The sequence below is a fragment of the Nocardia bovistercoris genome, assembly GCF_015674855.1.
GTDB classification, from domain to species: Bacteria; Actinomycetota; Actinomycetes; order Mycobacteriales; family Mycobacteriaceae; genus Nocardia; species Nocardia bovistercoris.
In genome coordinates, this window is record NZ_JADMLG010000006.1 from 401,369 (window position 1) to 413,892 (window position 12,524).

Below are 12,524 nucleotides of genomic sequence, written 5' to 3' on the forward strand. Positions count from 1 at the left end.
CGCGCTCCCCGGAGTCAGGAGACGCGGAAGCGTGTTCGATCGTTGTCCCGCCGCGGCACTTCCATGATCGCCCGCGTGGAATCGTGCCATCCGCACGGCAGGCCACAGGTGTGGTAGATCGTGCGTTCGATCAGCCCGCGCGAGTAGGTCTTGACGGTCTCCGTCGCCTGGATCGCGTATCCGCAGTGCGGGCATTTGGCGAAGTAGTCGAGTATGTCGCTGCTCGTCACCGCGATCAGGTCGCCGAGGACCGGTTCGTCGGACGGGCGCCGCCGGCTCGGGTCGACTCGCTCGTTGTGGTAGTCCTTCATCGACGTCCACCCTCGTGCTCCACCGGCCGAGACCGGACCGAATATATTACTGTTGAGATTACAGTAGATATCGGACCCGGTAGCCGGTTTTTCGGTGAATCGCCCGCGATGCATTCACACCGACTCGATGTAGATCGCCCGCGACCAGATGGCCAGCAATGCCTCGATCCGGTCCGCGATGGCGGGCGGCTCGTCCGAGCACGCCTGTTCGATCGCGTATTCGTTGAGTTCGAGCAGCACCCGCGTCAAGGTCCTGCTGTCCGGCTCGAGGTGCGCGAGCCCGGCCCGCCGCTCCTGTTCGATCAGCTCGGCGACCGGTTCCACGAACGAGGCGCGCGAGGCGTCCCACAGATCCCGCACATTCGGGTTGCGCCTGCGCGCGACGATCATCGCCTTGAAATAGTGCTTGTGGCTCTCGGCTGCGGCGAACAGCTGCCGCAGCATCCGCTCGAGCTTCTCGCGCGGCTCACCCGGCCCGTCGATCAGCGCCCGACTGGCCGCAACCACTTCCTTGTAGAACTCGTCGCCGAGCGCGGCGGCGCAGGCGGCCTTGTCCTGGAAGTAGAAGTAGAACGCCGACCGACTGACACCGGCCGCCGAGGTCAGATCGGCGATATTGATATCGTCGAGCGACCGTTCGGCGAGCTGCACGTCCAACGCCCGCAACAGCGCCTCCCGCCGCTGATCCCCCCGTTTGGGCGCACGCCGATCCAACACCTCGGCGAGCTGATCGCTATCCGCCATGTGTGCCCACCCGACCGTCGTATCGATTCGACATGTGTCGACAATAGTTCACACACGACTGCGCCGCGAGGGCGTACGGGCCCGTCGGCTCGCGGGATCGACAGAGTAGCCCCTGCCCGATTCGACAGATCAGCGGTCGATGCGGCGATTCGACCACCCCGGCGAGCGCACGCGGCCCGCCGGGGTGGTCTACGGAATTCGCCTACTTCAGGTAGACGGGCACCCGTGCGTGTCCGTTGGAGATGAAACCGGGGACCGCGCCCAGTTCCGACGGGTCGGCCGCGAGGCGCATGTCGGGGAACCGCTCGAACAGCGCTCGCAGCGCCACCGTGCCCTCCAACCTGGCGAGGTTCGCGCCGAGGCAGCGGTGCGCGCCCCAGCCGAAAGCCAGGTGTTCGGTGGTGGATCGTCCGATGTCGTAGGCGTCCGCGTCGGCGCCGTAGACGTTCGGGTCGCGGTTGGCCGCCGCGTAGGAGGCGAGGATCGCCTCGTTCTTCTCGATGCGGACACCGTCGATCTCGATGTCCTCGACCGCGTAGCGCAGCGGAAGGTGCGCGACCGGGGCCTCGAACCGCAACGTCTCCTCGACCACCGCATCCCACAGCCGCGGCTCGGCCCGCACCTTCGCCAACTGCTCGGGGTGGGTCAGCATCGCCACGATCGCCTGGTCGAGCAGGTTCACCGTGGTCTCGTGACCGGCGCTGATGATCAACAGCAGCGTGTCGATCAACTCCTGCTTCGACAGGCTGCCGTCGTGCTCGTCGCTGGTCGAGATCAGCACACTGGTCAGGTCGTCCCCCGGCTCGCCGCGGCGGCGACCGACGAGGTCGGACAGGATCTCCTGCATGTTCTGATAGGCCATGGCGCCCTTGGCCGGGTCGGTGTCGAAGATGTCGTCGACACAGGTGCGCAGGCCCGCCCAGAGGTCCTCGGGAACCCCCATCAGGTCTCCGATGACCCGGATCGGCAGTGGATAGGCGAAACCTTCTCGCAGATCCACGATTTCCCCTGCGGGCGCGGCGGCGAGGTCGGCCAGCAGCGCGTCGGCGATGCCCGCTATCCGCGGTTGCATCTCCGCGATCCGCTTGGGCGTGAACGCCTTTCGGACCAGACCGCGCAGCCGGGTGTGGTCGCCGCCGTACGCGGTGAACATGTTCTCCACCGCCACCCAGGTATACAGCGCCCACGTGGGGCTGATCCGCGGGAACAGGTCCCAGTGCTGACGGGCGTCCTTGGATACGCGCGGGTCGAGCAGCAGCTGCTTGAGCAGCGCGGCGTCCGACACCGCCCACGCGGTGATCCCGTCGGGCAGTTCGACGAGCGCGGTGCGGCCGCGCCTGCGCAGTTCGGCGGACTCGCCCTGGATATCGGCGCCCGCGGTGTTGAGGACCAACGGAGTCGCTGGCTCGGACATGATCGAACTCTCCTGATCGGCTGGAAATTCTGGACGTCAGCGGCTTCGCACGCGGTGATCGGGAACCGGGAAAGCGACCGGAGCCGCCGGGAACGTCACCGGCAGCGCCGTCAAGGCGCGGTGGAAAGGCCCGGGGCGCCATTCCAGTTCGGACACCGGGACCGCGAGCTCGATGTCGGGGAACATATCGAGCAGCTGGTCGATCGCGGTCTCGGCGATCAGGTAGGCCGCGTCCCTGGCCGGGCACGCGTGCGGTCCGATACTGAAGGCAAGGTGTGAGCGGTTGCCGTCGCGATTGCCGCTGTTGACCCCGGGATCGTTGTTGGCCGCGGCGATTCCGATCACCACCGGCCGATGCGCGGGCAGCCAGACGTCGTCGATCAGCACGGGCGCGGGCGGGTAGGAGATGCAGTAGTTGGCCAGTGGCGGATCCTCGAACAGGGCCACGTCCAACGCGTCCCTGGTCACCAGACTCCCGCCGATCACGCCGCCCGCGAAGCGCTCGTCGGTCAGCATGATCCGCAACGCGTTCGCGATCAGCTGGACCATCGGCTCGATTCCCGCGCCGTAGAAGGTCACCAACTGCTGGACGACCTCCTCGTCGTCGAGCTCGTGGAAGTGGGCGATCAACCGTGCCGTGATGTCGTCACCGCCGGCGGCGCGCTTGCGGTCGACCTGCTCCTGCAACGCGTCCATCAGGCTTCGTTCCCCGGCGGCGGCCTGTTCGCCGGACTCGAACATGGCGGCCATCCCCGCCGCCACCCTGGCGCCGATATCGGGTTCGACGCCGAGCATGGTGTTCAAGACGGTGAAGACGAGGGGCAGGATGTACCGGTCGAGCAGATCGACCGCGCCTTCGGTGCGGAAGTCGTTGATCAGCGTTATCGCGACTTCCTCGACCATGTACCGCAGGGTGAAAAGGTCGACTTCCTCCACGGCCTCTTTCGTCGGCCGCCGGTAACGCTCGTGCGCGCTTCCCGCGCTGCGCAGCGCGTTTCGCCGATGGCGCATCATCGCCAGCACCGGACAGTCGGGCGGGATATCGCGTTCCCACTCCCTCGGGTCCGCCGGGAAGTGGTCGGGATCGTTCAGGATTCGGCGCGCGAGGTCGTAGCCGAGCACCAAGGTCGCAGGCACGCCCGGCGACAACTCGACCGGCGCCAACGCCCCGAACTCCACCCGCATCCGGGCGTAGGTTCCGTGCGGATCGGACGCGAAGTCGGGCGTGTACATCTGGATGCGACGCTGCGGCGCCATGCCCGGCGCTTGCTCCGACCGCGAGCGGAACTCGTTCGACGTCCTGCCCGCTACCACCGAATCAGACACGGGCGGCCTCCTCGCGGTGCGCGGGCACGGATAGTCGACGTGCTCCGCTCGAACCGGCGACCGGCGCCGGGACGATATTCGCGCCCGGTATTCCGGAATTCCACAATGGCAATGCTTTCAAGATGGCTTTATTCACAGACCTTTTCTGATTTCCTCGAACAGACCGAACTCACCCGAGTCCGACCACGCATACCGGTCGACGTTCTCGGGTGCGAAGTGCCGCACCACGGCCCCGGGTCGCCTGCGCATCGGCAGATACTCTCACACGACACCCGTGCCGCGACAACCCCCCACGGGGAGGGTGATTTCGAATCGAATCGCGGAAAAAGCTGCGTGATCAGGACTTCGGTCGATTCGGCGTACCTGGCCGACCTGCGTCGGAGCCACGGCGACGAGGTGCGCGTCCGGGGCCGGGGACAGCGGCCGCGCGACGCATCCGTCGGATGGCGCGACGGCGAGCTCCGGCCGCGCTACGCTTCCCCGCACGCGCCACGACCGCGCGGGGGCGGGTGAAGCTGAACGGCCACAAATAAAACCGACCGCCTCGTATTAAAATTTTCCGGGCAGCGCATCGAGCGATTATGTGGCAAAATATGTTTCGTGTCCCAAGCAGTTGATGGCAAACATGAAAAATGCCATGTAGAACGATTGCGGGACCACACCTACGGCCCGGCAGCGCGCGCGCAGCGCCCGACGGCCGAACCCCTGACGCCACCCACTCCCGCCTTCGACCCCTCCGGGTCACATCCTCCGCCGCACCGACATCCGCCCCCGGATCGGGCGGCAGTCCGCGAAACAAGCACCAGGACAATTCATTTCGTAAAGGTGCGCTGATCTGCCGACAGGTGATCCGCGGACCTCCCGTTCCGGTCAACGGCCGCGACCGTGCGCACGCACGCCGCAGGCCCGTCCCGGCGCGTCGAGGTTCAGGTGATGACCTCGATATGCCCAACGGCAGCGGATACGCCGCTGGGATCGGAAACAATCAAGGAGGCGGCTATGACCGCGCAAGGGTCCGAGAAAATCACCCCGTTGGCCGACGTGCTCAGACACGGCGACCTCGAATTCCACCAACGGTTGCAAGACGTCCTGATCAATCCGGATTTCGCGGTCACCGACCGGCTGAGTCAGGAGCGGCGGCGGGAGAACGCCTACGACCAGTTGCGCTACCTGGTCAAGGAGATCGGCAGCACCCGCGAGACCGCGACCGACCTGCCCGCGCTGTTCGCGGTGTTCGACTGGTCCGCGGTACTGGCCACCGACCTCATCCCGCTCATCTCGGGACATTTCAACCTGGCCACGGGCAGCCTGTCCACCCTCACCGATTCCGATTCGGCCGCACCGTATCTGAACGATCTCGACGACGCCTCCGCCGTCGGCGTCATGCTGCTCACCGAATACGGGTGCGGCTCCAACATCGGCTTCATGCAGACCACCGCCACCTGGGACGGCGACGGCTTCGTCCTGAACACGCCCACCCCGAGGGCGCGGAAATTCATGCCATCGGTGGGGATTCCGGTCGCCAGGGTCTGCGTCATCGGCGCGCGGCTCATCGACTCCACCGGAACCGACCAGGGCGTGCACCTTTTCACCGCCCGACTACGCGACGCCAACGGCGATCCCTGCCCCGGCGTGACCATCACCCAACTCGACCATCAGCCCCTGGTCATCATGGACAACTCGGTCATCGGCTTCGACCAGCTCCGGGTCGACCGCGACGCGTGGCTGAGCAACGACCTCGCCGACATCGACGACGCGGGCGTACTCACCTGGCGTGACGCGGACAGCCACAAACGCGCATTCGCCTCGGCCATCAGCCAATTGACCGTCGGGCGGCTCGCGCTCTCGTCCTGCCTCACCTCCGCGGCCCGCGCCTCGCTCTACATCGCGTTGAGCTACGCCGCCAAGCGCACGGTGCCGCTGACCCTCGTCGACACCCCGCGCATGATCGAGATCCCGCACGTGCGCGACACCTTGCTCGCCGATCTCGCGGGCACGGTCGCGCGCACCATCTACGGCAACGCGATCAAGACCACGCTCGCCGACAGCGATCTCACCGATCGCGACACGGTGGTCGCGGTGATGCTGGCCAAGTACTTCATCCAGCCGCACGCGCTGGAGACCGTCACGCACTGCCGCATCAAGATGGGCGCGCAGGGCATGTTCAGCGCCAACCGGGTCGCCGACTACCTCGGTGTCTGCCACGCGGCCATCACCGGCGAAGGCGACTGCCACGTCCTCGGTTCGGTGGGCGGACGCGTACTGGCCCGGCGACTCGCGACCGCAACGCCGCCCGCGCCCGCACCGCACGATCCGGCGGACCCCGCCGACCGCACCCGGCTGCTCGAGGCCCGCACCCTGACGATCGCGCACGAAGCCCAGCGGCATCTGGCGACATCGGAGCTCTCGGGGCGGCTCGCGATCATCCCCGAGGCGCTGAACCTGGCCGAGGCGTACTGCACGGCGCAGGCGGCGGCATTGCTCGACGCCAGTGCCGAGCATCCCGAGATCGCCGCCGTGCGTGACGTTTTCACGTTGCAGTACCTCGATCGGAACACCACCTGGTACCTCACCCACGGCCTGCTCGACATCGCCGCGGTCGCGACGATCGAACAGCAATTGCACAAGGCCGTCGACACCCTCGCCGAGCACGTGCCCGCCCTGCTCGACGCGTTCGAGTTCGACGACGCGATCCTCGGCGCGCCGGTGCTGTCCGACGATCTGCCCAGCGCGTGGAGTTCTCGCATCGCCGAGGACGATCAGCACTGAAATCCGCTGTCGCGGTATCGGGTACGCGCGCCGCCGTCGGACTTCCGGCGGCGGCGCGCGCCTGCGCGTTACGCCTCGCCACAATCCCGTTGGAGCCGAACAACATAGGTCTTCGCCGCGGCGCTTCCTTGGGTAGGATGCTGCCGCAACCGATATCTAGGAGACCATGTGGAGCCTGAGCAACCGCTTCAGGGTGCTGCCGCCAGCTCGACTTCGACGATCGAAGACGGCCCTACTCGAATCCCGATCTACACTCCGGAATTCGCCGCCGACCCCCATTCCGCCTACCGGCGGATGCGCGCGGAATACGGGGCTCTCGTGCCGGTGGAGATGTGGCCGGGGGTGCCCGCGACACTGGTCGTCGACTACAACACCGCCGTCCGAATCCTCGGTGATCCGGAACACTTCCCCGCCGATCCCAGCATCTGGCAGAAAACGGTGCCGCCCGGCATTCCGATCATGCCGATGGTCGAAGCCAGGCCGAACGCGATCCGCACGAGCGGACCCGCGCACACCCGCTACCGCGAATCCATTGTCGCCGCGCTCGCCGGAATGGACCTGTACACCGTGCAGCCCATCGTGGAGCGATCCGCCGCGCCGCTCATCAACAACTTCTGCCAGGACGGCAGGGCCGACGTCCTGCTCCAGTACGTGTCTCCGCTGGTCTTCACGGTCTTCTGCCAGGTGCTCGGCTGTCCGCCCGATATCGGCGAGCGGGTCGCCGAGGCCAGTGCCGCGATGTTCGACGGCGTTGACACCGATACGGTCAACGCCATCATGGGCGGCGCGCTGCTCGACCTCACCGCGCTCAAACGCGAGTATCCCGGCGACGACATCACCACCCGGCTCATCCAGCACCCGGCGAAACTGACCGACGAGGAAATGGTCCACCAACTGGTCCTGCTCTTCGCCGCGGGCGTCGAACCGCCGCTCAACCTCATCACCAACACCCTGCTGCTCATCCTGACCGACACCCGTTTCGGCGGATACGACAGCCCGCACATCACCACGACGACCGCGCTGCAGGAACGGCTGACCACCGACCCGCCCATGGCGAACTACTGCATCACCTACCCGCGCCACCCCATCCTGCTCGAAGGCGTCTGGCTGCCCGCGCACCAGCCCATCATCATCAGCATGACCGCCTGCAACACCGACCCGAAGATGAACAACGGCCAGTCCCTGGACAACAGCTGGGTGCTCACCTACAGCACCGGGCCGCACGCGTGCCCGGCGCCCGCCCGCGAATACGGGATCATGCTGGCGAGATTGGTCATCGATTACCTTCTCGACATGCTCCCCGAGATCAGGCTCGCGGTCCCCCCGCACGCGCTCGAGTGGCGCCCCGGCCCCTTCCACCGGGCGCTCGCCTCGTTCCCCGTCGTCTTCCCCCCGTCCCCGCCCTTCGAACTCTGACCGCTCACGAGCCGCTTCGCACGCGGGCGCGCGCTCGGCGCTTGCCCGCGGGCAGCTCACGCTTCCTGATGTCGCGCTCGTAGACGAAGTAGTCCACCTGCTGGGTGTGCCTGGCCCTGGCGACCATGTGCCCGTTGAACTTCTGGTGGTCGGCGGTGATGACCCGGCGCATCCGGTCCGCGCTCGGCAGCGCGTACTCCCCCGCCGCGAAGGCGGCGACGAGGCGGGCCTGGCATTCCACGAACGGGAACAGCGTCGGATACGGCTGCGCGAATCCGACGAAGACCAGGTCGTCGATGCCGGGCGCGAACATCCGCTTGTACAGGTCGATGCGGTTGTCCGGGGCGCTGATGAATTCGGGATCGAAGAACGGGAAGGTGATGTTGTATCCCGTGCAGTAGATGATCACGTCGAAGTCGTGGTGTGATCCGTCCTCGAAGTGCACGGTTTTCCCGTCGAGCCGGGTGACGTTCGGCTTGGCCACGATATCGCCGGAACCCAGCCGCAACGGCAATTCCACCGACTGGGTCGGATGCGCCTCGAAGAATTTGTGGTTGGGCGTGGGCAATCCGTACTTCTCCGGTTTGCCCGCGAGCACCGGCGTGAAGATCTGGGCGAATTTCCGCTGCCAGGTCAACGGCACGTACGGCACGGTCCGGTAGTAGCGGTCGCCGGGCACTCCCGCCAGGTATTTCGGGACGATCCACGACCCCGACCGGGTGGACAGCCACACCTCGGTGCCCAGGCTGCGCGAGGACACCTCGACGGCGATATCGGCGGCGCTGTTGCCGATGCCGACGATCAGCACGCGCATATCGCGCAGGTCGAGCGGCGTGTAGGGGTCGATATAGGAATGCGAATGGAAGGCGGCGCCGGTGAACTCGCCGGGAAAGTCCGGCAGGCGCGGGTCCCAGTGGTGGCCGTTGCCGACCACGAGCATGTCGAAGCGCTCGGTGGCGTTCGCCGACTCGATCTCCCAGCCGCCCTCGGGCAGTCGCCGCGCGTGCCGTACCGCATTGCCGAATTCGATATTGCGGAGCAGGCCGAAGTGCTCGGCGTAGTCGTCGAGATAGCGCTTGATGTCGGTGTGGTGCGGGAAGTCGGGATAGTGCTCGGGCATCGGGAAATCACGGAAGGACAGCCGATACTTCGAGGTGTCGATGTGCAGGGAGCGATAGGCGCTGGAATGCCCGTTCGGATTGCCGAACGCCCAGTTGCCGCCGATGCGGTCCGACGATTCGAAACAGGTGTAGTCGATACCGCGGTCGGCGAGCATCTTTCCGGTGGTCAAGCCACTGATGCCCGCGCCGATCACCGCGACTCTCGGGTGTGCCACATGTCCTCCATTGGCCATTACGCGACGGCAGGCCACCCGGCCGTCCGCGAGGAACCGGTGCGCCGATCGTATTGCTCTACCTGACGCGCGTCAATATACTCCGACTCATGTCAACACACTGATCAGCGCGGTCGGGCGGCGCGGTCGCGAGACCGGGGACGCGCTCGAATCCGCTCCGGCGCGCACCCCTGTCACGTACAGTACGGTAAGCGTTACCGTTGCGTTTTCGAAGAGTTTCGGGGGCGTCCGGTTCGCCCGGCCGCGTCGCACGCACCGCCCGGCGCACGATCCTGTCCACGATTCCGAATCCGAGGTATACCGATGGCCGCACCCGACCGACCGACCACCGCACCGCCGATCCCCCGCCGCGCCGAGGACGTCACCGGCGCATGGCTCCAGACGGTACTCGGCGCGGGCGGACACCACGCGGTGATCGAAGATGTCGCGGTCACCCCGATCGGCACCGGCCAGACGGGCGCCACCTTCCGCGTCACACCCCGCTACGGATCCGGAACCACCACGCTCCCGGCCACATTCGTGCTCAAGCTGCCGACGGGCGACGACTCGATCCGCGCAGGCGTCACCCTCGGCTACCTCAGCGAGGTCACCTTCTACACCGAGGTAGCCGACCACACCCGCGCACCCATTCCGCGCTGTTATCACAGCGAGATCACCGAGGACGGCGCCGAATTCGCCCTGCTCCTCGACGACCTCGCGCCCGCCGTCCAGGGCGACCAGATCGCGGGCTGCGACGCCGAAGCGGCGCGCCTGGCGGTGACGGCGCTGGCGGGCCTGCACGGACCGAGCTGGTGTGACCCGGCCTGGCTCGAACTCCCGGTGGCGATGCCCAAACCCGGCGACACCGCGGGCGCGGGCGGGCTCGGCGACGTGGCGCGCATGGCCTCGGACATGGTCCTCGAACGGGTCGGCGACCGCATGAGCGCCGAGGACCGCGAAACCATGTCGGCGGCACTGGATCTCGTCGGCCCCTGGCTGCTCGCCCACACCGACCGATACGCGGTGATGCACGGCGACTACCGACTCGACAACCTGATGTTCGACACCGACCGGGTGGCCGTGGTCGACTGGCAGACCGTCGGAATCGGCCTGCCCGCGCGCGATCTCGCCTACTTCACCGCGACCAGCCTGGACCCCGAGATCCGCGCGGCGTGCGAATCCGATCTCGTCGACGCGTACCACAGCGCCCTGCTCGCGCACGGCGTCACCGACTACAGTCGCGAGACCTGCTGGCAGGACTACCGATTCGGCATGGTGCAGGGGCCGCTGATCACCGCGCTCGGCTGCGCGTTCGCCAGCCCGACGGCGCGCGGCGAGGAACTGTTCCTCGTGATGCTCGGGCGCAGCTGCCGGGCGATCCGCGAACTCGGCACCCTCGACCTGATCCGCGCCGCGAGCTGAATCCCGCTATTCCGACCCGCCGACCCGTTCCGGTTCGGCGGGCGCGGCGACCGCCTCGGGTTCGGGCCGTCGCCGTCCCGGCGTCCAGACCGCCGCGGCGACCATGGCGATCAGCGTCACGAAGCCGAGGGTGGTCGCCGCCTGCCGCGCGCCGTGCACGAAGGCTTCCTTGGCCTGATCGGCTACGGGCTGGGCGGCGGGACCGATGCTCTCGGCGACACCGAGGGCGGCGGCCAGCGAATCCGAGACCGGCCCGCGCAGTTGTTCGGGCAGTTTCGCGGTGACGGCGGCGATGCGTTCGGTGTAGCCCGCCGCGAGCACGCTGCCCGCGACGGCGATGCCGAGCGCCGCGCCGACTTCGCGGGTCGCGTCGTTCACCGCTGCCGCGACGCCGTGCTTGTGTTCCGGTACGCCCGCCACGATGGCGGCGGTGGCCGGGGTGGCCGAGAGCGCCAAGCCGAGTCCGAGCACCATCAGCGGCCACAGCAGGTCGATGTACGCGCTGTCCACCGTCAGCCTGGCCAGGCCGAACATGCCGACGACGGTCACCCCCATGCCCGCGCAGATGATCGCCCTGAGTCCGAGTCGCTCGGCCAGCCACGGCGCGATCGGCGATATCGGCAACATCGGAATCATGATGGGCGACAGGGCGATCGCGGCCGCGAACGGTTCGTAGCCGAGGATCAGTTGCAGGTACTGCACGATGAGCATGAACACGCCGAACACCACGAGGAACTGCAGGGTGACGGCGAACGCGCCGCCCGCGAAGCCGCGGTCGGTGAACAATCGCATGTCGAGCAGCGGCTGATCGACCCGCAACTCGACCGCGACGAACGTCGCCGAGGCGCCGATGCCGCCGACGATCGCGGCGATCACGATCGGATCGCCCCAGCCGACGCGGGGCACCTCGGCGGCCGCGACCACGATCAGTCCGATCGCGGTCGCCGAGAGCAGCGCGCCCCACAGGTCGAACGCCGGTCGCGACTCGTCCACCGATTCGGGCACGGTGCAGCCCGCGATCGCGAGGACCACGCCCGCGATCGCCATCGCCGCCGGAATCGACAACCACGACCAGTTCGCCAGCAGCAGTCCGGTGCCGAGCAGTCCGACGACGGCGCCCGAGGCGACCGCCGCCGCCCACACCCCGATGGCGAAGCCGCGCCGCTGCTCGGGAAAGCCCGCCGTCAGCAGCGACAGCGTGGACGGCATGACCAGGGCCGCGCCGACGCCGGTGAGCGCGCGCGCCGCGATGAGCCAGGCGGGTCCCTCGATGAACAGCGGGAGCGACGAGGCGGCGGCGAAGACGAAAAGGCCGCCGACCATCACCCGGCGGCGACCGTAGCGGTCGCCGAGCGCGCCGCCGGGCAGTACCAGGCAGGCCAGCGCGAGGGTGTAGCCGTCGGTGATCCAGGTCAGCTGGGTCTGGGTGGCCCCGGTGTCGGAGGCGATGTTCGGCAGCGCGGTGTAGAGCGCCACCATGCCCGCGATGACCAGCGCCACCGCGACGCACGACAGCGCGAGCGCCCAGAACTGCGCGGGCGCCAGCGACTGTTTCGTCCGGCTCATCTTGCCTCCCGAAAAGCGTCCGGCAACGTATTGATGCCGGTACCGTAAGCATTATTGTAAAACTATCCGAGTCTCGCCCCACACCCGATGACCAGGGTCGACGCGCGCACGGACGGTCTCAATTCCTTACATGCGACAGCGATTCTTGACGCGCGTCAAATCATGGCTCTACCATCGCTGGACCACCGCATGACCGAAGGGCTCCACCGTGACCGTGCCGTCC

General features: G+C 67.5%; 9 protein-coding genes. 3 read left to right on the top strand and 6 right to left on the bottom strand.

The genetic code is table 11. The features are described from left to right. Positions 1-14: 14 nt before the first annotated feature. From IT779_RS17405 to IT779_RS17420, 4 genes are all read right to left on the bottom strand, one after another. Positions 15-311 (bottom strand): hypothetical protein, encoded by a 297-nt coding sequence (locus IT779_RS17405; protein ID WP_196150358.1) that lies wholly within the window; start codon positions 309-311, stop codon positions 15-17. A gap of 114 nt (positions 312-425) precedes the next feature. After that, positions 426-1,055, bottom strand: a complete 630-nt coding sequence (locus IT779_RS17410; protein ID WP_196150359.1) for a TetR/AcrR family transcriptional regulator — start codon at positions 1,053-1,055, stop codon at positions 426-428. 202 nt (positions 1,056-1,257) lie between these two features. Next, complete coding sequence (locus tag IT779_RS17415; protein ID WP_196150360.1) at positions 1,258-2,469, bottom strand: cytochrome P450 family protein; 1,212 nt, start codon at positions 2,467-2,469, stop codon at positions 1,258-1,260. Positions 2,470-2,505: 36 nt separating this feature from the next. After that, entirely contained in the window at positions 2,506-3,795 is a 1,290-nt protein-coding gene (locus IT779_RS17420) for a cytochrome P450 family protein (protein ID WP_332838843.1), read from the bottom strand. A gap of 999 nt (positions 3,796-4,794) precedes the next feature. On the opposite strand from IT779_RS17420, the gene IT779_RS17425 reads away from it, so the two are divergent. Further along, a complete protein-coding gene (locus IT779_RS17425; protein WP_196150361.1) occupies positions 4,795-6,564 on the top strand; it encodes an acyl-CoA dehydrogenase family protein in 1,770 nt (589 codons plus the stop codon). A gap of 168 nt (positions 6,565-6,732) precedes the next feature. Then, positions 6,733-7,980, top strand: a complete 1,248-nt coding sequence (locus IT779_RS17430) for a cytochrome P450 family protein (protein ID WP_332838844.1) — start codon at positions 6,733-6,735, stop codon at positions 7,978-7,980. A 4-nt stretch (positions 7,981-7,984) separates the two neighbouring features. On the opposite strand, the gene IT779_RS17435 is transcribed toward IT779_RS17430, so the two are convergent. Continuing rightward, the gene (locus IT779_RS17435; protein ID WP_332838845.1) at positions 7,985-9,316 is read right to left on the bottom strand and encodes a flavin-containing monooxygenase; all 1,332 of its coding nucleotides are present in this window, start codon (positions 9,314-9,316) and stop codon (positions 7,985-7,987) included. A 321-nt stretch (positions 9,317-9,637) separates the two neighbouring features. Here IT779_RS17435 and IT779_RS17440 point away from each other — a divergent pair, with 321 nt between their 5' ends. After that, a complete protein-coding gene (locus IT779_RS17440; RefSeq protein WP_196150363.1) occupies positions 9,638-10,735 on the top strand; it encodes a phosphotransferase family protein in 1,098 nt (365 codons plus the stop codon). 6 nt (positions 10,736-10,741) lie between these two features. Here IT779_RS17440 and IT779_RS17445 read toward each other — a convergent pair whose 3' ends face one another. After that, the gene (locus tag IT779_RS17445; protein WP_196150364.1) at positions 10,742-12,301 is read right to left on the bottom strand and encodes an MFS transporter; all 1,560 of its coding nucleotides are present in this window, start codon (positions 12,299-12,301) and stop codon (positions 10,742-10,744) included. Positions 12,302-12,524 lie beyond the last annotated feature (223 nt).

Excerpts from the sequence above, each read along its gene's own strand:
- IT779_RS17425 (WP_196150361.1), top strand. The coding sequence starts at position 4,795 with ATGACCGCGCAAGGGTCCGAGAAAATCACCCCGTTGGCCGACGTGCTC.
- IT779_RS17405 (WP_196150358.1), bottom strand. The coding sequence starts at position 311 with ATGAAGGACTACCACAACGAGCGAGTCGACCCGAGCCGGCGGCGCCCG.
- IT779_RS17410 (WP_196150359.1), bottom strand. The coding sequence starts at position 1,055 with ATGGCGGATAGCGATCAGCTCGCCGAGGTGTTGGATCGGCGTGCGCCC.
- IT779_RS17440 (WP_196150363.1), top strand. The coding sequence starts at position 9,638 with ATGGCCGCACCCGACCGACCGACCACCGCACCGCCGATCCCCCGCCGC.
- IT779_RS17415 (WP_196150360.1), bottom strand. The coding sequence starts at position 2,469 with ATGTCCGAGCCAGCGACTCCGTTGGTCCTCAACACCGCGGGCGCCGAT.
- IT779_RS17445 (WP_196150364.1), bottom strand. The coding sequence starts at position 12,301 with ATGAGCCGGACGAAACAGTCGCTGGCGCCCGCGCAGTTCTGGGCGCTC.